Genomic DNA, 21999 nt, shown 5'->3' on the forward strand with positions numbered 1-21999 from the left:
TATGATTAGACCGACCGGTCTAGTCATCTTCAGAGGCCTGCCATGTCCCAAGCGCCCAATGTCGTCTCCTTTGGTTCCAGCCAGGCGCCCCTCGTGGGCAAATGGCACCCCGCCCACGGGCCGCAAAGGGCCGCGATGGTTGTGCATGGCGCGACCGGCGTGCCGCAGCGCTTTTATCGCCATTTTGCCCATTGGGCCGCGCAACAGGGCATTGCCACTCTCACCTATGATTATCGTGACTTTGGCGAGTCCCTGACGGGGGCCACCCGCAGCAGCCCGGCCCGTATGGCCGATTGGGCGGTGGCAGATCAGGATGCAGCGCAACACAAATTGGCCGAACTGGCCCCGACCGGGCCGCTCTGGGTGCTCGGGCATTCGCTTGGCGGGCTCGGCATCGCCTTTCACCGCTACCCCGAGCGTGTCTCGCGGGTGATCACAATGGGCGCAGGGATGACCCATTACCGGGATCATCCCTGGCACTACCTGCCAAAGGCGCTGGCGTTCTGGTTCCTGATCGGCCCAGTTGCAACCGGGGCGCTGGGCTACCTGCCGGGGCGGCGGCTCGGATTTGGCGAAGATCTGCCGTCGGGCGTCTACTGGCAATGGCGACGCTGGTGTACACGGCGGGATTTCTTTGCCCGTGACATCGGCAAGAGCCTGCCCCAGCCCAACTTCAACGCGACGGAACCGCCGTTGGAACTCTGCGTGGCGCGTGATGACGACATGGTCCCGCCCGCAGCCGTCAGGCGCTATGCTGCGCACTTTGCGCCCGACCGCACTCAACTGCGCCTGTTTGATCCCGCAAACTATGGCCTCGGGACACTTGGCCATGTGGGCTGCCTCGGCGCAGGATGCGAAGCCGCGTGGCAGGATCTGATGTTTCCTGACGCTGCCGAGGCGCGCACCGGCGCAGCCTGATCTCCCGGGGGGGACCGGCAGATGAAGTCCTGAACATATTCACCACTTGCCAAGCTCCAAGGACGCCCCTAGCGTCGCCGCATGACGCAGACCTCAGCCACACCCGACACCACCGACCGCCCGCTTTTGGGGATTGCCCTGATGCTTGGGTTTTGCGCCCTCATTCCGCTCGGAGATGCGGTGGCAAAGCTGTTGTCGACACGAATCCCGGTGGGGCAGATCGTGTTTGTCCGCTTCGCCGCTCAGGGTGTAATCTTGGCGCCGGTGGCGCTGATGCTAGGGATCTCGCTGCGCTTGCCGCGCCGCATTCTGCCCATCGTGTTGCTGCGCACCCTGCTGCAAATGGGTGGTATCACTGCAATGTTTATGGCGCTGCGCTTCCTGCCGCTGGCGGATGCGGTGGCGATTGCCTTTGTGATGCCTTTCATCATGCTGCTTTTGGGCAAATACGTCCTCAAGGAAGAGGTCGGCCTGCGCCGTCTTCTGGCCTGCGTCGTGGGCTTTGCGGGTACGCTTCTGGTGATCCAGCCCAGCTTTGCGGCCGTCGGGCTCAACGCGCTCTGGCCCTTGGCGGTGGCGGTCATCTTTGCGGTGTTCATGATGGTCACCCGCACCATCGCGCGCGACACCGACCCGATTGCCATTCAGGCGGTCTCTGGCGGCATTGCCTCCGTGCTGATGGCCATACTCTTTGTGCTTGGGGCGCAATTCGAGGTCGCCGAGCTGGCGACCAACCTGCCCGCGCGTCCCGAGATTAACCTGCTGCTCCTGGCAGGGCTTTTTGGCACCATCGCGCATCTCCTGATGACGTGGTCGCTGCGCTATGCGCCCACAAGCACCCTCGCCTCGATGCAATATCTGGAGATCCCCGTGGCGGTCTTTGTCGGCTGGCTGTTCTTTGCGGAACTGCCCAACACGATCGCCGCCTGCGGCATCGCGCTCACGATGGCGGCGGGGCTTTATGCCGTGATGCGCGAACGCCAGGTGAGCCGAGCTGCGCGCAAAGTCGATCCGACACCGATCAGCAAGACGGGCCTGCCTGCATCACCTGAATAAGCGCGCCGAGACAGTGGCGCGGCAGGATTGCCAACAGCCCTGGTCCGTCGACCTCGATACGGATCGACCCGGTGGCGCGGTTGGAGGTTCCGATGCGCGAGAGCGGCGAGAGCTCAAGCCCATCAATCGGCCACTCCAACCCGTCTGAGCGCCCGGACACCGGCAACAGCGGAAACAGCGACACCACATCGCCCGCCTGCAACTCCAGTTCGAGCGATGCGGTAAGATGCACGACCACCTCATGCGCGCCGATCAGGATGCAGGTCTTGGCATGGGGCTGCATCAGTACATGCAGCGCCGCCAGCTGGTGATCAAGCCGCGCCCCAAGCACTCCGACAGCCAGCACGAGAGGCGCTTCGACAGAGCGCAGCGCCTTGTCAAAATCAGTGGTTTCCTGTTCAGCGACAAGATGCAGTATACTCTGTGAGAGCGCCGTGCGGGCGTGGTCTGACACCGAGTCGAAGTCGCCGATCACCGCCTGTGGCTGCGCCCCAAGCGCCAGCGCCTGATCCGCGCCCCCGTCGATGGCCACAAGAACCGGCGCATGCGCCAGCGCTTCGGCCAGATCAGATCTGGTGACATCGCCTCCGCCAATCAGCGTTATCGGGGCGGTTTCACGAACAATTGCCTCGGTCATGGAGGATACTTCGCAGAAATGGAAACAAGCCACAATCTAAACACAAAATTATACGAACAATTGCTAGGAGTCGGGCCGAATTTGACCCGAAGATGAATAGTGTGGACCTTGCGACTTTGCTGAGGACGAGCCGACGAATGGTACAGAATAACAAAGTTTTAACCGTTTCTTATGGAACGTTTTCATGCACCCTTGAGGGGTTTGAAGACTCCTTTGACACGATGAAAGCGATTGCCGAGTACTTTCGTGATCTGGCTGCGGATGACCGCTATTTCGGGGCCGAACCGCCTCAGCCCGACGCCGAGATGATGGCCCGGATCGCCCAGCGCGAAATCGCCCGCCAGGTTGAGGCCCGAAGTGGCGAAGGTGGCATCCACCTGCGCGCCGCCGCACCTGCAACTGCACCCACTGCCGCGCCTGCGCCCGCTCCAGCCTCCGTCGCGCCCCCGGCACCCGCTGCGCCCGAAGAAGATCAAAGCACCGCCCCAGCCGTCGCCCGCACTGATGATCTGACGTCTGATTCGCCTCGGACCACACCCGAGGCCGCGCCTCAGATGCAACCTGCGGTTCTAAATGAGGCCCCCGACGCGCCCGTAGCAACAGTTCCTGTTGATGTCTCAGAAGATGTCGCCGAGCCCGAGGCCGAGGACACGGTTCCTGCCGCCGACAGCATTGCCGCCAAACTGCAACGCATCCGCGCCGTGGTGGCCAAGGCACCGCATCAGGATGAAGAGTTCATCGAGGACGAACATGCCGATGCGGTTGAAACCGACGCGAGCGATCTCGCAGCAGAGACCACCGCCGAGCTCTACGAGGACCACTACGACGGGGAAGAGGACGCTGAGGACGCCGATGTGGCCTCCGATGAGGAAACCGTCAGCGATATTCTCGACCGTCTGGATCTGACCGGGACGCGCCGCAAGGCTGAAACGGATGATCGCGCGGACACCGCGCATGGCGACACGGCAGAAGAGCCCGCTCCGTCACAGGAAGACACCGAAGCGCAAGCAGAGGCGCAACCTGCCGCCGCCGAGCGCCCTCAGCGTCCGCGCACCATTCGCGTGATGCCCAAACGCGCAACCTCCGAGACCGAAGGCCCCGCCGAGGCGCCCTCCGACACTCCCGAGACCGCCAGCACCGCTAAAGCAACGCCGAAACCCGCTCCCCCCCTCCGGTTGGGGGATGACACGGCTGTCTCGGTACCGTCTGGCGAGCAGCCCTCGAACGAACAAGCGGCGTCTGAGGCCGCGCCCAGCGAGCCTGTCCGCCCGCGCCGTCCGGTGCGTGGCCGGGTCATCCGCGTCAAGCGGGCACAGGCCGATGAGAGCTTGATTGATGCCACCGCTGAGGACGTGACCCCGCGACAGCGCCCTGAGGCAACGCCTCCGGTCTCCACCAGCCTCTCCGAGGATGACGAGGCAGAACTGATGGCGGAACTGGCGGCTGTCGAGGCGGAACTCATGGCCTCTACCACAGATACGGATGAGGTTCCCGAGCAGGACGAGACCGACGGTGAAGATGCCTTTGACGATGGGGGCCCCGCTGTCGCGCCAGCCGCACCGGCAGCACCGCGCGCCACCGAGCGCCCGGCGCGTGAGATCCTCACCTCTCGAGGCGGCTCGCCCGATGGCGATGTGTCGCGCCTGATGGCGGCTGCGGATGATCGCCTGAGCGATGAAGATGCGGCCTCCTCCCGGGAGACCTATAACCAGCTGCGCGCAGCGGTCGCCGCGGCCCAGGCGGACCCGGGCGACTCCGACGAGCAGCGCCGTGAAGCCCGCACACGGGCCTTCCGCGATGATCTTGCAAGCGTGGTGCGCCCATCCCGTGCGGCCTCGGCAGAACCCGGCTCTGGCCGTGGTACCGCGACCAGCCGTCCAGCGCCGCTCAAGCTGGTGGCCGAGCAACGTATTGATCCCGCACCGCAAGAGAATACGCCGACCATGGCGCCCGCCGCCGCAAGTGCACCGGTGCGCCCACGCCGGGTCTCCAGCGTGCTGGCCGCCTCCGAAGAAGAAGACGCAGCGCCCGCGACCCGTCAGCAAGACGGTGCCTTTGCGAGCTATGCCAGCGAGAAAGGCGCAGTGGAGCTGCATGAACTTCTTGAAGCCGCCGCCTCCTACATGAGCTTTGTCGAAGGCCGCGAGAGCTTCTCGCGCCCTCAGTTGATCAACAAGGTGCGCACGCTTGACGGGCAGAGCGATTTCAACCGTGAAGACAGCCTGCGCTTTTTTGGTCAATTGCTGCGCGAAGGGAAACTGAAGAAAGCCTCCAACGGACGCTTTTCGGTCTCCTCGCAGATCGGCTTTCGCCCGGGCAATCGCGCCGCGGGCTGACACCTGCAAGCCCAAGACTGCGTGAGATTCCTAAGACGCCGTCCCCAGGGGCGGTGTTTTTGCATGTGCCCCTGAAGCTTAGAGATGAAAGCGCGACGCCCACTCCCCTCGGATAGGGAGTGGGCAAGCCAATCCAGAGAGCCGTGCTTTTCCAGTGATAACACATGAGGTTTTTCGCTTTGGGCTAGGGCCAAAGCGACCGGCGCCGCGCTCCCTGCGGGTAGCGCGGCGCCGGGCCCAAGCGATGGATAGGTCCCTGTTCAAGGGGCAGGCCATTGGGCGGAAGCGCTTGCGCGCAAACACTGCCCAAAGGAACGCCTTGTCCTTTCAGCTCAGGTCAGTGCAGCCGGGGTTAGTCAGGATGTTCGTCGTACAGGGCGTTGGGATCTTTCTGCCCAACGCCTTTGAAAACAAACTTGAAGGGCAACACCCAAGCCACCCCTAGGCCCACATAGACGAGCAACTCGAGCCAGATCGGCGGGCGATCAAGCAGGTTGAGGATGGTCACAGCCAGCACGATATAGAGCGGCATCCCGACCAGGAGGATGACCAGGGCCCAGATGCGGCGGGCGCGGTAGCTCAGACCTTCCTTGGCCATCAGTCAGCAAACGGGTCCGTCACCAGAATGGTGTCGTCCCGCTCCGGGCTGGTGGACAGAAGGGCAACCGGGCATTGGATCAGCTCCTCGACGCGGCGCACATATTTGATCGCATTGGCAGGCAGCTCTGCCCAGCTGCGCGCGCCCTCGGTGGATTCGCTCCAGCCTTCCATCTCTTCATAGATGGGCTTGCACCGCGCCTGCTGGTCTGCGGCCGTGGGCAGGTAATCGAGACGTTCACCGTCGAGCTCGTAGCCGACGCAGATTTTCAGGGTTTCAAACCCGTCGAGAACGTCGAGCTTGGTCAGCGAAATACCGTTGATGCCGGAGGTCGCGCAGGTCTGGCGTACGAGGCAGGCGTCAAACCAGCCGCAGCGGCGCTGACGGCCGGTTGTGGTGCCAAACTCATGGCCGCGCGTGCCCAGACGCTCGCCATCGGCATCGGGTTTGCCATCCGCGCCCAGCAGTTCCGTCGGGAACGGGCCCTCACCCACGCGGGTGGTATAGGCTTTGACGATGCCGAGCACATAGTCGATCGAGTTGGGGCCAATGCCAACACCGGTGGCGGCTTGGCCTGCGATCACATTGGACGAGGTCACAAAGGGATAGGTGCCAAAATCAATGTCCAGAAGCGCGCCCTGTGCGCCCTCAAAGAGGATGCGTTTGCCTGCTTTGCGCTTCTCGTTCATCACCTTCCAGACGGGTGCTGCGAAGGGCAGGATCTCGGAGGCGATCTCTTTCAGCTGTGCCACCAGCGCGTCGCGGTCGATCGGCTCCACGCCGAGACCTTTGCGCAGCGGATCGTGATGCTGCAGCGCGCGGTCGACGCGCGCCTCAAGCGTGGCGTCATCAGCGAGATCCGCAACACGGATGGCGCGACGACCCACTTTGTCCTCATAGGCCGGGCCAATGCCGCGACCGGTGGTGCCGATCTTGGTGCCCTTGGAGGCGGCCTCTTCACGGGCACGGTCCAGTTCACCGTGGAACGGCATGATCAGCGGCGTGTTTTCCGCGATCATCAGCGTCTCGGGCGTGATCTCCACACCCTGTGCGCGCACGGTCTCGATCTCTTTCATCAGGTGCCAGGGGTCCAGCACCACACCGTTGCCAATCACGGAGAGCTTGCCCCCGCGCACAACGCCGGAGGGTAGCGCGTGCAGCTTGTAGACCTTCTTGTCGATGACAAGCGTATGGCCGGCGTTGTGGCCGCCTTGGAAGCGCGCGATGACATCGGCGCGCTCGCTGAGCCAATCCACGATCTTGCCTTTACCTTCATCGCCCCACTGGGCGCCGACTACCACGACATTGGCCATCTCAGGTCCTTTGCATGCTGGGTTGAAACCGACGCCCCGTATAGCGAGGCGGCGCGGGCGAGGAAACCGGAATCTCGTCGCAAGACGGTTACAATCTGCCTGAGCGGCGCAGGGACAGGTCAAAACCCACCTAGAGGGCAGGATCCCACCCGCCCCCAAAGGGCCAATCACAGGCCGCGCCCTTCGCTGTCAGCGCTAGACGAGAACGCATCACGGGAGGGCCGCCCCCGTTACGGTCAGCGCCGTCGGGGCCACGTCCCATCTGTGCGTCAGCCGCGACCTTCGGGCAGATGCACCGGAGCACCATGTGGCGTGGACAGATAGGCCTCTGCCCAGTCCTCGCGCACGCGGGCAACCTCCGCAGGGTCGGTGTGACCCTGATCGGACATCAGACGCTCAAGCGTGGCAAGCCAAACGGTAAAGTAATCGTCGCCGCCATTGAGTTCGCGACTCAGACCGGCCTCTTTGAGTGCGGCAGAAAAACGCTCCACCCACTCGGGCCAGGTAAAGCGCCCGCTTTCATTGAGATGGACCGCCAGCGCAAAGGCCTGTGCGTGCCAGGGGGCCTCGAACGCGGGCTCGGGGCGCTGCATCTGATCAGCTGTATTCAGCTTGGTCTCGGGCACCGTCATGATGAAACCGGCTCCAGATAGCTTTGCCAGAGATCCAACACCACCTCATCATTGGGGTGCTCTGCCTGCGGCCAGAGGTCGCGCGCGGCAAAGGCCACCGCATAGAGGGGCTCGGGCGCCTCCCCCTGACCGTGGGCATTGGAATCAGGGAAAACATGCGTGCCATGCAGGCGCAGGATCTGCCCCTGAGCGTGGCTTGCGTAGGTGGGCAAACGGGTATGACCGCCCGCGACCAATCGGTTGCCACTCAGCCGCGTGCGCACAAAATCCCCGGGCTGATACTGCGCGGCGACCGGACTTTTGCGATCCGCAGGCCCACCCGCCGCAAGAACCGCGGCCACGCGATCGGCGGACAAACAGCGCTCCGCCAGCGGATGGGCAGGCTCCGCCGCGTCAGAGTCATTTGCGGCCTCATCTACATCGCTGAGGTCTTCGCGGCGCAATACACCCTGCGCCACCAAGAGATCCGCCAAGGCGGCCAGCCATTTCTCGTAGTAGCTGAAATTCATATAGTCCGAGGGGCTGAGGCATTCGCGCGCATGGCGCGAGATGTCGATATTCCACTGCCCAAGCGCCCCACAGGCCAAGGTCACCGCAAGCGCGCGGCCGTGCCAGTCCTCGGGAAAGACCGGCGCGTCCAGGGGCTCGGGCGTGATCGGACCATCGCCATAGCGCCCCCCCATATCGTGAATTCGGCTCATGCAGGGGCCTCGCTCGCTGGGGTGGCAAGGGCGGTTCCGATCATCGAATCGCGGTTGACCAGGGTCATCAACGCCTCTTCGCTCCAGCCGTCGGTGCCTTCGGGACGCATGGGCAGCACCAGATAGCGCACCTCGGCTGTGGAATCCCACACTCTGACCGATGTGTCCGCCGGCAGGGTGACGCCAAATTCCGCCAGCACCTTGCGGGGCTCGCGCACGGCGCGGGCGCGATAGGCATCGGATTTGTACCAGCCCGGCGGAATGCCCAAGAGTGGCCATGGATAGCAGCTGCACAGGGTGCATACGACCATGTTGTGCCGCTCGGGTGTGTTCTCCACCACCACAACATGTTCCCCCTGCCGCCCGTTCAGCGCCATCTCATCGAGGATCTTGTCCGCATCCTCGAGCAATGCGGCGCGAAACGCAGGGTCCGACCAGGCCCGCGCCACAACACGCGCGCCATTTTGGGGTCCAACCTTGTTTTCGTAGGTGTCGATGATCGCGTCCAGCGCGGCCGGGTCAATGAGCCCTTTGCGGGTCAGAATCGTCTCCAGCGCTTTGACGCGCAGGGCAGGTTCAGAAGGAAGAAGACTGTGCGGGTGGTCGTGATGATCATGAGGCATGCGCAGATGCTGGCCGCAGGGGCGTGCCCCTGTCCAGTTGCAAATCGTGATGCATACAATCAAATCCTGTTGGCGCGAGGTTTTCCGCTCCTCAGGGCAAGACAGAAAAACTCCGCCCTTGCCCCGACCGGCAATCTTGCCTATGAACCGCCCGATACTCAGCCAACAGCCGCAGGGTCCTATGGAAAACGTCGTTCTCATCATCCATCTTCTTCTTGCGCTCGGCCTCATTGCCGTTGTTCTTCTGCAACGCTCCGAGGGCGGTGGCCTTGGCATGGGTGGCGGTGGTGGCGGTGGCGCCATGACCGGTCGTGCAGCCGCAACCGCGCTGAGCAAAGTCACATGGCTTCTGGCAATTGCCTTCATCGCGACGTCGATCACGCTGACCGTGCTGGCAGCACAGAAATCCGGGGGCTCTTCGATCACCGACAGCCTCGCGCCCGCTTCGCAGGATGGCACGGCGGATGTACCGACGTCGCCGCTGGGCAGCGATCTGCTGCCGCCGAGCTCGGGCGAGAACGCGCCGCTGGTACCCAGCGCCGACTGACATACAAAACCTTGATAGACTTGAGGGAACCGTAACAGCATCTTGCGGTTCCCTTGCGCATGCTTTGCGAATCTGATAACTGTTAAGTCCCGTGATGCTGCGGTTTTTGAGGTGTGAAATTTCACGCTGATCTTACCGCCGGGCAGCAAGAGATGCGGGGTCTTCCCCGGATCACGACTGAACCGATTTGGACCTGACACGATCTCACGGGGGCAGCCGAAAACATGGCGCGTTTCATCTTTATTACTGGCGGTGTCGTCTCTTCTCTGGGCAAGGGACTGGCCTCTGCTGCGCTGGGTGCGCTGCTGCAGGCACGGGGCTACTCCGTGCGCCTGCGCAAACTCGACCCCTATCTGAACGTCGATCCGGGCACCATGAGCCCGTTTGAACACGGCGAGGTCTTTGTGACCGACGACGGGGCAGAAACCGACCTCGATCTGGGCCACTACGAGCGCTTCACCGGCGTGCCAGCGCGTAAGACCGACTCGATCTCCTCCGGGCGGATCTACACCAACGTGCTCGAGAAAGAGCGCCGCGGCGACTACCTCGGCAAAACGATCCAGGTGATTCCGCATGTCACCAACGAGATCAAGGACTTCATCTCCATCGGAGAGGATGAGGTCGATTTCATGCTCTGCGAGATCGGCGGCACCGTGGGTGACATCGAGGGGCTGCCCTTCTTTGAGGCCATCCGCCAGTTCAGCCAGGACAAGCCGCGCGGTCAGTGTATCTTCATGCACCTGACGCTGCTTCCCTACATCAAGGCCTCTGGCGAGTTGAAAACCAAACCGACCCAGCACTCCGTGAAGGAGCTGCGTTCCATCGGTCTGGCCCCCGATATTCTGGTCTGCCGCTCCGAGGGTCCGATCCCGGTGAAAGAACGCGAAAAGCTGGCGCTCTTCTGCAACGTGCGCGCCGACAGCGTGATTGCGGCGCAGGATCTGAAATCCATCTACGAAGCGCCGCTGGCCTATCACCGCGAAGGACTCGATCAGGCGGTTCTGGACGCCTTTGGCATCGCCCCTGCCCCGCGCCCGACGCTGGACACCTGGGAAGACGTGGCCGACCGCATCTACAACCCCGAGGGCGAAGTCAAAGTCGCCATCGTCGGCAAATACACCCAGCTGGAAGACGCCTATAAATCCATCGCCGAGGCGCTCACCCATGGTGGCATGGCGAACCGGGTAAAGGTGCGTATCGAATGGGTCGATGCAGAGCTCTTCGACAAGGAAGACGCAACGCCGTATCTGCAGGGTTTTCACGCGATCCTCGTGCCCGGCGGCTTTGGCGAGCGCGGCACCGAAGGCAAGATCAAGGCGGCGCAATATGCCCGCGAGCACAAGGTGCCCTACCTCGGTATCTGCCTCGGTATGCAGATGGCCGTGATCGAAGCTGCCCGCAACGTGGCCGGCATCGAGGAAGCAGGCTCCGAAGAGTTCGACCATGAAGCGGGCAAAAAGCGTTTTGAGCCCGTTGTTTACCACCTCAAGGAATGGGTGCAGGGCAACCACAAGGTGAGCCGCAGCGCCGATGACGACAAAGGCGGCACCATGCGTCTTGGCGCCTATGATGCGGCGCTTACCGAAGGTTCCAAAGTGGCCGAGGTCTATGGCTCCAACGCGATTGAGGAGCGTCACCGCCACCGCTATGAGGTGGACATCAAGTACCGCGAGCAACTCGAAGCCTGTGGTCTGAAGTTCACTGGCATGAGCCCGGATGGCCGCCTGCCCGAGATCGTGGAATGGACCGATCATCCGTGGTTTATCGGCGTGCAGTTCCACCCGGAACTCAAGTCCAAGCCCTTTGATCCGCACCCGCTGTTCAAGGATTTTGTACGCGCGGCCAAGGACACATCCCGCTTGGTCTAAGCCCTGCGCATATCACCCAAAAAATCAGGCGCGTCCCTCGGGGCGCGCCTGTTTCGTTAGCAATTTATCAGCCGGTTTCTCTTATGCTCCTGAGTCGAAGTGACGACCAAACGCGGCACAGAATGGCCGCTGGAGACGACGATGCCAGAACCGGGCACCATAACGAGCAAAGAGCCCCGCGAAGAATTTCCGGTGATCGGAACCGAAGAGGTCCCCGCGGTATTTTTTGACGGGGACAAGCTGCTCTTGTGTTACGAGGTCGCCGCCATCGAGGGCGGGGGCCTTGCGATTCTCGAATTCGACGAGGTGCTCGATTTTCGGGTGGATCCAATGAATGTGGACGAACTCTCTGACTCGCCCTACCCCGTCTCGGCCTGGAATATGACCGAAATCTGCGGCAGCGAGAAAGCCGCACGCTGGGCGGCAATGGATGCGCGTTACTGGAGCATCTCTTTCACCGATATGACCCTCACCATCCTGTTTGACACCGTTCGACTGGCCGGGCGCAGCCGTGAAAAACGCCTGCCGCATGAGGCCTTGAAACATTTTATCGGCTCTTCTCTGGCCGCCTAAAGCCACGCCATGCCCCTCAGCCCGCGGGCGGAATGGGCTTGGCGCAACCCCATAGTTGCGCTAGCGTCGCGCCATGATCCGCGCATTTCGATCCCTCATCGAACGTCAGATGGCCAAGGCGGCCCAATCCGGTCAGCTCTCCGGGCTGGAAGGCGAAGGCAAGCCACTGCCCGACCGAAGTGGCGAAGCTCTGGTCGACCCGGGCCTGGCTGCCGGTGTGCGCATCATGGCCGAGGCCGGCGCCGTCCCGGAAGAATTCCCTTTGAAGAAGCAGCTCGACGCCGCCCGCGCGGCCTACCCCAAGATCACCGATCCCGACGCCCGCAAAGCGGCGATGGCGGAACTTGCTGATCTGGAAATGCGCTACAATATGGCACGCGATGCCCGCAAAGCGTTTTTTCGCTGAAACCGCAGGGCGTTAGCGCAACCATTGCAAAGCATTTGTTGTCTCTGTCTTGGGCCACGGTATAGAAGTGGCAACAACATTATCCGTGCATTTCCCAAGGAGGCCGCGCGTCATGGCGACAGACCCCGCAATCCAACAGCAACAGTTTGACCGCATTGCAACCGGCAAGGGCTTTATTGCCGCTCTGGACCAGTCCGGTGGCTCCACCCCCAAAGCGCTCGCGCTTTATGGCGTGATGGAAGACGCCTATTCCAACGACGACGAAATGTTTGCCGAGATCCAGAAGATGCGCGCCCGCATCATCACCGCACCGGATTTCAACAGCGACAAGATCCTCGGCGCGATCCTGTTTGAAAAGACCATGGACAATGCCATCGACGGCACAGCTGTTCCTGTCTACCTGTGGGAAAAATGCGGCGTTGTGCCCTTCCTCAAGGTCGACAAGGGCCTGGCGGATGAAGCGAACGGCGTCCAGCTGATGAAACCCATGCCAGAGCTCGACGCGCTGCTGTCGCGCGCGGTTGCAGCCGGTATCTTCGGCACCAAGATGCGCTCGGTCATCAAGGAAGCCAACGCAGACGGCATCAAAGCCGTGGTTGCACAGCAGTTCGAGGTCGGCCTGCAGATCGCACGCGCGGGTCTGGTTCCGATCATCGAGCCCGAAGTGGACATCAATTCCGCCACCAAAGACGAGGCCGAAGCCTTGCTGAAAGGCGAGATCGCCGCACAGCTCGACGCGCTCCCGGAAGGCACCCAAGTCGCCCTCAAGCTGACCATCCCGAGCGAAGCCGGCCTCTATGACAGCCTTGCCGATCACCCCGCCGTGGTGCGTGTGGTGGCACTCTCGGGCGGTTACAGCACCGATGACGCCTGCGCGCGCCTGTCCCAGAACAGCAAGATGATCGCGTCCTTCTCGCGTGCGCTCACCGAAGGGCTCAACGTCGCGATGTCGGATGACGAGTATAACGCCGCTCTCGGCTCCAATATCGACAAGATCTATAACGCCTCGCTCTAAGCGCCGAGCCTGAAAGAAGCGCAAAGGCCGCAGTTTTTGCTGCGGCCTTTTCTGTTTCATATCTAACTGGGACTAGCTTGCGGCACGCAGCGCGATCTCCTGTCCGCCGCCCCCTTGCTCCCCTGCCCGCAGCCGAAACACTTCAACCAGAGCGTTGAGCGCAGAGGCGTCGTTGCGCATCTCCACAAGCGCTGCCGTGCTCTGTTCTACCATCGCGGCATTTTGCTGGGTCACCGTGTCGAGCTGGGACATCCCGATATTGATCTCTCCAAAAGCGGTCGATTGCTGCTCGGCGGCGCTTGCGACCTGCTCTGTCAGTTCGGAGGCTTCCTTGATGTGGCGCACGATGCTCTCCAGCATCCGACCCGCATTGCCGACCAGTTCGACGCCGCTTTCGACGTGATCGTTGCTGATGTCGATCAGCCCTTTGATTTCGGCGGCGGAATCAGCCGTGCGCTGCGCAAGATTGCGCACCTCCGAGGCCACCACCGCAAAGCCCCGCCCGCTTTCGCCGGCGCGCGCAGCCTCCACCCCGGCATTCAGCGCCAACAGGTTGGTCTGGAACGAAATGTCATCGATGATGGAGATGATCTTGGAAATCTGGACTGAGGAGTCCGCGATCTCGTTCATCTTTTCAACCGCATTGCGCACCACGGCGCTGCCTTCCTCGGCCCGTCTGCGAGTGGTATCGACCGCGTTTCGGGTCTGCTGCGTGGCCTCGGCAGAGGCGCGCATGCTGACAGTGATCTCCTCCACCGCCGCGGTGGTTTCCTCAAGTGTCGCGGCCTGGGATTCCGTGCGTTGGGACAAATCCTGCGAGGCATGTGACACCTCGGCGGCTCCGGTGTCCAATTGCTGCGCAGTGCTGCGGATTCCCTGGATCACCTGACGCAGCGCGCCAAAGGCCGCATTGAGACTCTCGCGCACGCCGTTGAATTCCGATGGGAAATCGCCAGTTTGTGCCGACGGCATTTCATGGCTCAGATCCTGCGCTGCCAGCGCTTCGATCGCCTCGGTGATATAGCGCACGCCGCGCGTATGCTCCTCCTGCATCGCCTCGGCATGGGCGTCGAAGATCAACTGTATATCGAGCGCCATGGCTCGCGACAGAACCCCAAGCAGCGCATGTGTTTCGGTCGCGCGCCGCATCAAACCGCCCGAATGGCGCTTGAGTATCAGCGCTTGGATATGCGCATTGGCATGGGCATAGCCCGCATTGAAAAAGGAGAACGGCAGCCCGATGCGGGTATGAACCCGACCGATGTTGCGCGCGGACTGGATATAGTCCTCGCCAAAGTCGCCCGAAAACAGGCGCGACCAGTGTTGGAGTTGCTCGCCCTTGGCACGCTCCATCATGGCTTCGGTCTTAAAAAACGCGGCCATCTCCGGCTCACGTCCGACGCGGTCATAAAAGTGGTCGAGAACCTCCGGCAAAAGCCCAAGGATCATCTTGGCCCGTTTTTGAAGCAGCGCCTGATTGGCGCCGTCCAGATCGTAGGTCGCGAGTAATGCGTTCATATCAAATGTCATAAGCTACTCCTCCGCAGCAACTCCCACCCAGCGTTCGTAAGATTACCGATAAAGTCTGGGATATGGGGCATGAGCGTTATGGAGAAGATCCAAACGAAATCTGAACATTTCGCCTGCACCGGTTTACCCGCGCAAAAAACCAAGCGTTAAACGTGCAAAAAACCTGTTTCATGACAGTCGGTGTCGCCAAACAAACACGCGCCAGCTCTTTGATCACACCCGATAGCGAAATTTGGCCTCAGGTGATTCGGGACCCCAGAAACGGCCCGAAATACGTATTTCAGATGTGCGTTTGGGTCAGATTTGCGCTATTTTCGCCAATTTGGATCGGGACAGGGCATGAGGCCTGCGCATGTTCACCCCTCGCGGTTTTCCTCAAAAGGCTCAGCGCAGACGTGAATAAGGGATGGGATAAATTTCACGCGCGACAAGCACGCGCGCGTTCCTCCGCGCTTAGTCCGTAGCGGTGGGCAAACCGGTCTCTGGCAGCCACGAGCCGGGGATCATCTGGCGTCATTCCAAGGGTGCGGATGAACTCGATCCGTTGCTGGGACTTGAGTGTTTCGCGATCAATGGCGGTGCCCATGGCGCGGTCGATCACCTCGCCGCCAGGGGAAACATGAAACCATTTGGAAAAGTCGCGGAAATGATGCTGATTGTGCAACTGGGTGACATGGCGCTCCACGCGGGTCTTGGTCACCGTCAGATGCGCCGTCATATGAAACCACTCATAGCCAAGAAAGGTCGCCACGCCCCCCACCAGCACAATCGCGGCGGCAAGCGACAGCGCATAGGCGGGCAGCACCAGCCACAACAGACCAAAGATCACCGCAAAGTTGACCACCAGCATCGGCACCGCCACCCAGATCGGGGCAAAGAACAGCTTGTGGTTGGTGGGAAAATCATGATGCCCGTAATGGGCCTGATATAGCAGGTCAAAGGCCCACTGCTGACGCGGTGGCTTCAGGTGGAAGATATAGCGATGCAGCCCATATTCATTGAGCATCTGCAGCCCGACCCCCAGCACCACAAAGCCCCATTGCCAGGTCGCGCCCTCAGCCCACAGGATCGCGATGCCCAGCGCCACCGCTGCGAGCATCACTGGCACCGAAGGGTGCGACAGCAAGAGTTTCAAACGCATCAGATCTCCTCCTCCCCATGATCTGCTTTGCCCGGGGGCCGCGCGCTGGTCTTATTTGAAGACGGGCGCGCGCTTTTGCATATTGGCCATGACGATTTCCATCTGCTCTGGCTTGCCGATCAGGGCGGCCTGCTCTTCGCTTTCGCGCAACAGCACATCCGCCGTGCTGGCCCCGCTCTCGGCATAGGCGATCAGGCGTTTGGCGGCGCGAATGGCGCGCGGGCCCTTGCCTGCGATCTCTGCCGCAAGCGCCTCGGCGCGCGCCAGAGGGTCCTCGGCCACTTCCGTCACCAGTCCCCAGGTCTCGGCTTGGGTGGCCTCGATGGGGGTCGCGCTGTAGGTCAGCAGACGCAGCACATCCGAGCGCACCAACTGCGGCAAGAGCGCCATGCCGCCCATATCGGGGACCAGCCCCCATTTCATCTCCATCACCGCAAGCTTGGCATCGGGCGCGGCAATACGGATGTCTGCGCCGAGCGCAATCTGCAGCCCCGCCCCAAAGGTCGCCCCCTGCAAGGCCGCAATCACCGGGATCTCAAGCGCGCGCCACATCATCGCCACCGCCTGAAAGTCATTGGCCTCCCCCTCGGTGCGATCCATGATCCAGCCGGTGTCCTGCATCTGCCCCATCGCGGCAAAGCTCATCACATCCAGGCCCGCGCAAAAGCTCTTACCCGCGCCAGAGAGCACCACCGCACGGGCATCAGAGGCGGCAACCTCTTTGGCGGCGGCGATCACGGCCGCCAGCATGTGTTTGTCCACCGCGTTCATCTTGTCGGCGCGGGTCAGGGTGACATGGGCCACATGGTCGCGGATCTCGACAGATACACGCGCGCTTTCCTCTGCCATCACGGCTCCTCCCTCTGGGTGTCGTCTTAATGTTGCGTGCAGCTTGCCGCGCTTCGGGCGTGCTTTCCAGCCTGACGCGAGGGCACGCCGGACCGGATCCTTCCCGGACCGCGACCTGATCTCGCCCGATCTGCCCTTGCCCGCCTGCGCGCGCGCCGCTAGGTCTTGGGCCATGACAGACAGCCGCCAAACCCCGCTCGCCCAATCCCTGCCCGCTTCGGTGCCCTTTGTTGGCCCCGAGACCCATGAACGCCAGCGCGGCGCGCCTTTTGTGGCGCGGCTCGGTGCAAATGAGAACCTCTTTGGCGTCTCCCCCAAGGCGATTGCCGCCATGCAGGCCTCAGCGGCAGAGATCTGGAAATACGGCGATGCAGAGAGCTACGAGCTGCGCGCGGCCCTCTCGGCGTTGCATGGCATTGCACCCGAACACATCATGGTTGGCGAGGGCATCGACGGCCTCCTGGGCAATCTGGTGCGGCTTTATGTCGGCGCCGGCGATGCTGTGGTGACATCGCTGGGGGCCTATCCGACCTTCAACTATCATGTGGCCGGTTTTGGCGGCGACCTTCACACTGTGCCCTACAAGGACGACCACGAAGACATCAAAGCCCTGATGGCCAAGGCACATGAGGTGGGCGCAAAGCTGGTCTATCTCGCCAATCCTGACAATCCGATGGGCAGTTGGCATCGCGGTGCAGATATTGTCGCCGCACTTGACGACCTGCCCGAAGGCAGCCTCTTGGTGCTGGATGAGGCCTATGTGGAATGCGCGCCCAAAGGCACCGCCGCCCCGGTCGATGTGACCGACCCGCGCGTGATCCGCATGCGCACCCTCTCCAAGGCCTATGGCATGGCGGGGGCACGCGTCGGCTATGCCATGGGGGCGGTTGAAGTCATCTCCGCCTTTCACAAGGTCCGCAATCACTTTGGCATGAACCGCTGCGCACAGATCGGCGCAACCGAGGCCATCAAGGATCAGGCATGGCTGGCTCATGTGCAGGCCGAGATCGCCACCGCACGCGAAGAGATCTCGCGCATCGCTCGCGAAAACGGCCTCACACCGCTGCCTTCCGCGACCAACTTCGTCGCCATAGACTGCGGTCGCGATGGCGCCTTTGCCAAGGCGGTCTTGGAGGCGCTGGTGGCGCGGGACATCTTTGTGCGCATGCCATTTGCAGCCCCGCAAAACCGCTGCATCCGCGTCAGCTGCGGCCCCGAAAGAGAGCGCCGCGCCTTTGCCGAGGCCCTGCCGCTGGCCCTCAAAGACGCGCAGAACGGCGCCTAAAGCGCAAGGCAAACGGTAAATCCTGCCAAAAGAGACCCTGTTTTACCGCCGGTTTACCCCTTTCAGGCTAGGCTGTTTCAACATTGCCTGCCTGGAGGGGTAAGAATGAAGCGCCACAACCTGCACCATGACAACACCGAGTTCCTGTCTGCCACGCTCAGTTTTCTGGCCGTGAACCTATTGTGGATCTTCTTTGCACTTTGGCTGCTGTTTGGCATGGTCCCGGTCTTGCTGCTGGCGGTGACAATGAATCATATGATCAACCGCCTTGAGGTGCGCATGATCCGCGCCGAGCAACGCGCAGGCAAAGGTCAGGGCCGCACATTGGACAGGCGCGTCTGAGGCGCTTCCTCGCCCTCATCCCTGCGCCCAAATTGGCCGCTCCTGGGCGTTCGCGTCGCTGGAAGCAGGATCACCCCAGAGTGCTTGGCAACTTTTGGGTGGCAGGCGGACCTGAACCCGTCCACCCCGTATTTTCTAACCCGCGTTTTCCAACCGGCTCTCAAATCTGCTTTAAAACCCAGATCAAAACCCTCGTTTTCCCGAATGCGGTCCGGAATGCGCCTGTCGCGATCTCAGGACGGCGCGCCTGCCAGCACCTTTGCCGCCGACTCCAGCGCGCCTGCGCCATGCGGAATGTCGAGCGCCCGAAGCCCGGTCTCGATCCCTCCTAAAAGCCCCATGATCATGTGGCCATTGACGTGCCCCATATGGCCCAGCCGGAAGAACCCGTGCCACTCTGCGCTGTCCGGCGGCGCCATGCCAAGACCGATGCCGAGCGTGAGGCCAAGGTTTTCCTCCAGCCAGACCCGCAGATCCGTGGCGCGGGGCGACGGCAAGCGCAGCGCGGTCACCGCGTGGGAGCGCAACGCTGGATCGGCAACGTTCATCGCCAGCGCCCCGCCTTCGCTCCAGCGGTCACAGGCGGCCCAGATCGCGCGGGCCAGAGTCTCATGGCGGGTCCAGATCTGCTCGATGCCTTCGGCATGGATCAGATCCAGCGCCGCCCGCAAACCATAGAGATGATGCGTCGGGGCGGTGCCGCCAAAGAACTGGTAGAAATACTCCGGGTTGGCCCGCGGCACCCAGTCCCAGTAGCGGCTGATCCGCGGCAGGCGCGCGCGGGCCTCTGCCGCCTTGTCGTTGAAGAACACAAACGACATCCCCGCTGGTACCATCAGCCCTTTCTGACAGCCCGTCACCATCACATCGACGCCCCAGGCATCCATCTCGAACCGGTCACAGCCCAGGGACGCAATGCAATCCGCCATCAACAGCGCCGGATGGCCCACCTCATCCATGGCGGCGCGCAACCCATTGATATCATTCCGGATCGACGTCGAGGTATCCGTGTGAACGCCCAAAACCGCCTTGATCTCATACGCCTTGTCCGCCGCCAGACGCTCGGCCACCCGCGCAAGATCAAAGGGCGCTTGCAGGCCAAAATCCATCACCTCGACGTTGATCCCGAGGGCTTCGGCCATTTCGCTCCAGCCATAGGCGAACCGTCCGGATGCGGGCACCAGGACCTTGTCGCCTTCTTGCAAAGTGTTGGACAACGCCGCTTCCCAGGCGCCGTGACCGTTGGCGATGTAGATCGCAACATGATGCTGCGTGCGCGCCACGCGGCGCAGATCCGCGGGCAGCGTACCGGTCATCTCCACCAGTTCGCCCGCGTAGATATTGGGCGAGGCGCGGTGCATGGCCTGCAACACCTGATCAGGCATCACCGAAGGCCCGGGAATCGCCAGATAAGACCGACCAGAGGAGAGTTTCACGGAATCGCGCATGTGGAATTGTCCTGCTGAGTGCCCCGGCCGTCCCTAATGGGTCCATCTCGGCCCGACACAGTTTTCAATTGCGCGCAGCCTAGCGTAGCATCCGACAAGGTCAATTGCCGATGCGTCCGTCATTTACATGCCGCCCGCACCGCTTGCGTGCTGTCGCTAAGCTGCTTAAATGTCGAAACTTGTCGCACAGCGTGCCGACAAAGACCGCAGATCGACAGACAGGGACGGCCCAATGAGTACGCAATACATGTCATCGCGCAAATTGTTGCGCTGGCTCTGGCGCGGCTACCTGCGGCACCACGTCGGACTATTGGCGATTGCTGTCTTCTTCATGCTGCTCGAGGGCGCCTCCGTGGGCGGGCTCAGCTACATGATGCAGCCGATGTTTGACCTCGTGTTTGTGGACGGCAGCGAAAACGCCCTCATCTGGGTGAGCGTTGCGTTTTTTGCCATCTTCGTGCTGCGCGGCTTCAGTTCGGTAACGCAGCGGGTGATCCTCGCCACGATCAACCAGCGGTCCGAGGCGCATATGCGCACGGATATGCTCGAACGGCTGATCCATCAGGACGCGAGCTTTCACCAGCATCACCCGCCCGGCTTCTTGATCCAGCGCGTGCAGACTGACGTCGCGGCGATCAACCAGGTCTGGCAGGCGATCATCACCGGCTCGGGACGCGATGTGGCGCAGCTTGTTGCAGTGCTGACCGTCGCTATCAGCGTCGACTGGCGCTGGACCCTGATCATGCTGATCGGCGTGCCGCTTCTGGTGTTGCCGCTCTCGATCGTGCAGCGGTATGTCCGCAAGAAAGCCAGCCTTGCTCGCGACCTTGGCGCAGTGCAGGCGACCCGTCTCGACGAGGTCTTCCACGGTATCGTCCCGATCAAGCTCAACCGGCTTGAGGACTACCAGAGCGGGCGTTACCGCTCGGCAACTGCGGCCTTTGTCCGGGCGCAGATCAAGGCGGCCCTCGGCGCCTCCTCGACCACGGGGATGGTGGATCTGATGGCTGGTTTCGGGGTCATGTGCGTGATCCTCTTTGGCGGGCGCGAAATCATCGACGGCGACAAGACCGTCGGCGAATTCATGAGCTTTTTCACCGCCATCGGCCTCGCCTTTGACCCGATGCGCCGCCTCGCCGCTATCATGGGCATCTGGCAGGGCGCCGCCGCCGCGATGGAGCGGATCAAGGAGCTGATGGATGAACCCATCACGCTCGTGTCCCCGGAACACCCCAAGCCCGCCCCCAAAGGGCTGCCCGAAATCCGTCTTGATAACGTGAACCTCTATTATGGCGAGGCGCATATCCTGCGCGATCTGTCACTGGTGGCCGAAGCCGGCAAGACCACCGCGCTGGTGGGCGCCTCCGGTGCCGGGAAATCCACCATTTTCAACATCCTGACCCGGCTTGTTGATCCCCAGACCGGCTCTGTGACCCTGGATGGCACTGAGGTGCGGGATCTTGATCTGGGCGATCTCAGGGATCTCTTTTCCGTGGTCACCCAGGACGCGCTGCTGTTTGACGAGACGCTGCGCGAGAACATCCTTCTGGGGCGCACGGATGTGAGCGAAGAACGCCTTGCAGAGGTTCTGGATGCCGCTCATGTGTCGGACTTTCTGCACAAGTTGCCCGAAGGGCTCGAAACCCGCGTGGGCCCGCGCGGCTCGGCGCTCTCGGGGGGGCAGCGTCAACGCGTGGTGATCGCCCGCGCGCTCTTGCGGGACACGCCGCTCCTGCTGTTGGACGAGGCCACCTCGGCGCTGGATGCTCAATCCGAGAAAGTGGTGCAAAAGGCGCTCGAGAAACTCTCTGGTGGGCGCACGACAATCGTGATCGCGCACCGTCTTTCGACCATCCGCTCGGCGGACAAGATCGTGGTGATGGAGCGCGGCCGCGTGATGGATCAGGGCCGCCACGAGGAGCTGCTGGAGCGCGGCGGGATCTATGCAGATCTCTATCGTTTGCAGTTCCAGGACGGGAAAACCGTGATCGACACCGATGGGATGAACGCCCAGATCGCGCAGAACGACAATCGCAACGCACGCGAGGAAACCGGCCTTCTACGCCGCTTTGCCCGCCGCCTCTTTGGCTGAGCCGGGCAGGATCGGGGGCGACCGAGTCTGCATCTCCCCGGCTTGAATTCCGCGGCTCAGAGGGGCATCTTCTGCCCTCACACATCCAG

General features: G+C 62.2%; 21 protein-coding genes. 11 read left to right on the forward strand and 10 right to left on the reverse strand.

Annotated elements, in window-relative coordinates; translation table 11 throughout:
- Positions 1–42 precede the first annotated feature (42 nt).
- Positions 43–918: an alpha/beta hydrolase family protein gene (locus TM1040_RS14240; RefSeq protein ID WP_011539289.1), complete on the forward strand. Its 876-nt coding sequence runs from the start codon at positions 43–45 to the stop codon at positions 916–918.
- 81 nt (positions 919–999) lie between these two features.
- Positions 1000–1974, forward strand: a complete 975-nt coding sequence (locus TM1040_RS14245) for a DMT family transporter (RefSeq protein WP_011539290.1) — start codon at positions 1000–1002, stop codon at positions 1972–1974.
- On the opposite strand, the gene TM1040_RS14250 is transcribed toward TM1040_RS14245, so the two are convergent.
- Positions 1940–2611 carry a thiamine diphosphokinase gene (locus TM1040_RS14250; RefSeq protein WP_011539291.1) on the reverse strand — a complete coding sequence of 224 codons (672 nt, stop codon included), beginning with the start codon at positions 2609–2611 and terminating at the stop codon, positions 1940–1942. The genes TM1040_RS14245 and TM1040_RS14250 overlap by 35 nt on opposite strands.
- A gap of 137 nt (positions 2612–2748) precedes the next feature.
- Between TM1040_RS14250 and TM1040_RS14255 the strand changes: the two genes are divergently transcribed.
- Positions 2749–4947: a hypothetical protein gene (locus TM1040_RS14255; RefSeq protein WP_011539292.1), complete on the forward strand. Its 2199-nt coding sequence runs from the start codon at positions 2749–2751 to the stop codon at positions 4945–4947.
- Between the two features lie 352 nt (positions 4948–5299).
- On the opposite strand, the gene TM1040_RS14260 is transcribed toward TM1040_RS14255, so the two are convergent.
- The 5 genes from TM1040_RS14260 to nthA all read right to left on the reverse strand — a co-directional run bounded on the left by TM1040_RS14260 (position 5300) and on the right by nthA (position 8814).
- Positions 5300–5545, reverse strand: a complete 246-nt coding sequence (locus TM1040_RS14260; RefSeq protein ID WP_011539293.1) for a DUF2842 domain-containing protein — start codon at positions 5543–5545, stop codon at positions 5300–5302.
- Positions 5545–6858 carry an adenylosuccinate synthase gene (locus TM1040_RS14265; protein ID WP_011539294.1) on the reverse strand — a complete coding sequence of 438 codons (1314 nt, stop codon included), beginning with the start codon at positions 6856–6858 and terminating at the stop codon, positions 5545–5547. The genes TM1040_RS14260 and TM1040_RS14265 overlap by 1 nt, the downstream gene beginning before the upstream one ends.
- A gap of 269 nt (positions 6859–7127) precedes the next feature.
- A complete protein-coding gene (locus tag TM1040_RS14270) occupies positions 7128–7490 on the reverse strand; it encodes a nitrile hydratase accessory protein (RefSeq protein WP_011539295.1) in 363 nt (120 codons plus the stop codon).
- Positions 7487–8191 carry a nitrile hydratase subunit beta gene (gene nthB, locus TM1040_RS14275; RefSeq protein ID WP_011539296.1) on the reverse strand — a complete coding sequence of 235 codons (705 nt, stop codon included), beginning with the start codon at positions 8189–8191 and terminating at the stop codon, positions 7487–7489. The genes TM1040_RS14270 and nthB overlap by 4 nt, the downstream gene beginning before the upstream one ends.
- Positions 8188–8814 (reverse strand): nitrile hydratase subunit alpha, encoded by a 627-nt coding sequence (nthA, locus tag TM1040_RS14280; RefSeq protein WP_011539297.1) that lies wholly within the window; start codon positions 8812–8814, stop codon positions 8188–8190. The genes nthB and nthA overlap by 4 nt, the downstream gene beginning before the upstream one ends.
- 181 nt (positions 8815–8995) lie before the next feature.
- Here nthA and secG point away from each other — a divergent pair, with 181 nt between their 5' ends.
- The 5 genes from secG (at position 8996) to TM1040_RS14305 (ending at position 13223) form a co-directional block, all read left to right on the forward strand.
- Positions 8996–9361 (forward strand): preprotein translocase subunit SecG, encoded by a 366-nt coding sequence (secG, locus tag TM1040_RS14285; protein ID WP_044026833.1) that lies wholly within the window; start codon positions 8996–8998, stop codon positions 9359–9361.
- Positions 9362–9585: 224 nt separating this feature from the next.
- A complete protein-coding gene (locus TM1040_RS14290; RefSeq protein ID WP_011539298.1) occupies positions 9586–11229 on the forward strand; it encodes a CTP synthase in 1644 nt (547 codons plus the stop codon).
- 99 nt (positions 11230–11328) lie between these two features.
- Positions 11329–11802 (forward strand): hypothetical protein, encoded by a 474-nt coding sequence (locus tag TM1040_RS14295; protein WP_254658830.1) that lies wholly within the window; start codon positions 11329–11331, stop codon positions 11800–11802.
- Positions 11803–11875: 73 nt separating this feature from the next.
- Positions 11876–12208, forward strand: a complete 333-nt coding sequence (locus tag TM1040_RS14300) for a DUF1992 domain-containing protein (protein ID WP_011539300.1) — start codon at positions 11876–11878, stop codon at positions 12206–12208.
- A 112-nt stretch (positions 12209–12320) separates the two neighbouring features.
- The gene (locus tag TM1040_RS14305) at positions 12321–13223 is read left to right on the forward strand and encodes a fructose bisphosphate aldolase (RefSeq protein ID WP_011539301.1); all 903 of its coding nucleotides are present in this window, start codon (positions 12321–12323) and stop codon (positions 13221–13223) included.
- A gap of 72 nt (positions 13224–13295) precedes the next feature.
- On the opposite strand, the gene TM1040_RS14310 is transcribed toward TM1040_RS14305, so the two are convergent.
- From TM1040_RS14310 to TM1040_RS14320, 3 genes are all read right to left on the reverse strand, one after another.
- On the reverse strand, positions 13296–14753 hold the full coding sequence (locus TM1040_RS14310) for a globin-coupled sensor protein (RefSeq protein WP_011539302.1): 1458 nt from the start codon (positions 14751–14753) through the stop codon (positions 13296–13298).
- Between the two features lie 418 nt (positions 14754–15171).
- Positions 15172–15894 carry a sterol desaturase family protein gene (locus TM1040_RS14315; RefSeq protein WP_011539304.1) on the reverse strand — a complete coding sequence of 241 codons (723 nt, stop codon included), beginning with the start codon at positions 15892–15894 and terminating at the stop codon, positions 15172–15174.
- Between the two features lie 51 nt (positions 15895–15945).
- Positions 15946–16743, reverse strand: a complete 798-nt coding sequence (locus tag TM1040_RS14320) for a crotonase/enoyl-CoA hydratase family protein (RefSeq protein WP_011539305.1) — start codon at positions 16741–16743, stop codon at positions 15946–15948.
- Positions 16744–16915: 172 nt separating this feature from the next.
- Between TM1040_RS14320 and TM1040_RS14325 the strand changes: the two genes are divergently transcribed.
- Complete coding sequence (locus TM1040_RS14325) at positions 16916–18028, forward strand: pyridoxal phosphate-dependent aminotransferase (RefSeq protein ID WP_011539306.1); 1113 nt, start codon at positions 16916–16918, stop codon at positions 18026–18028.
- A 105-nt stretch (positions 18029–18133) separates the two neighbouring features.
- A complete protein-coding gene (locus TM1040_RS14330) occupies positions 18134–18370 on the forward strand; it encodes a hypothetical protein (RefSeq protein ID WP_011539307.1) in 237 nt (78 codons plus the stop codon).
- Between the two features lie 233 nt (positions 18371–18603).
- Here TM1040_RS14330 and TM1040_RS14335 read toward each other — a convergent pair whose 3' ends face one another.
- Entirely contained in the window at positions 18604–19818 is a 1215-nt protein-coding gene (locus TM1040_RS14335) for a pyridoxal-phosphate-dependent aminotransferase family protein (protein ID WP_011539308.1), read from the reverse strand.
- Between the two features lie 232 nt (positions 19819–20050).
- On the opposite strand from TM1040_RS14335, the gene TM1040_RS14340 reads away from it, so the two are divergent.
- Positions 20051–21910, forward strand: coding sequence for an ABC transporter ATP-binding protein (locus TM1040_RS14340; RefSeq protein ID WP_011539309.1), 1860 nt, complete (start codon positions 20051–20053; stop codon positions 21908–21910).
- The last annotated feature ends 89 nt before the right edge of the window (positions 21911–21999 follow it).

The organism is Ruegeria sp. TM1040, assembly GCF_000014065.1.
Taxonomy (GTDB): domain Bacteria; phylum Pseudomonadota; class Alphaproteobacteria; order Rhodobacterales; family Rhodobacteraceae; genus Epibacterium.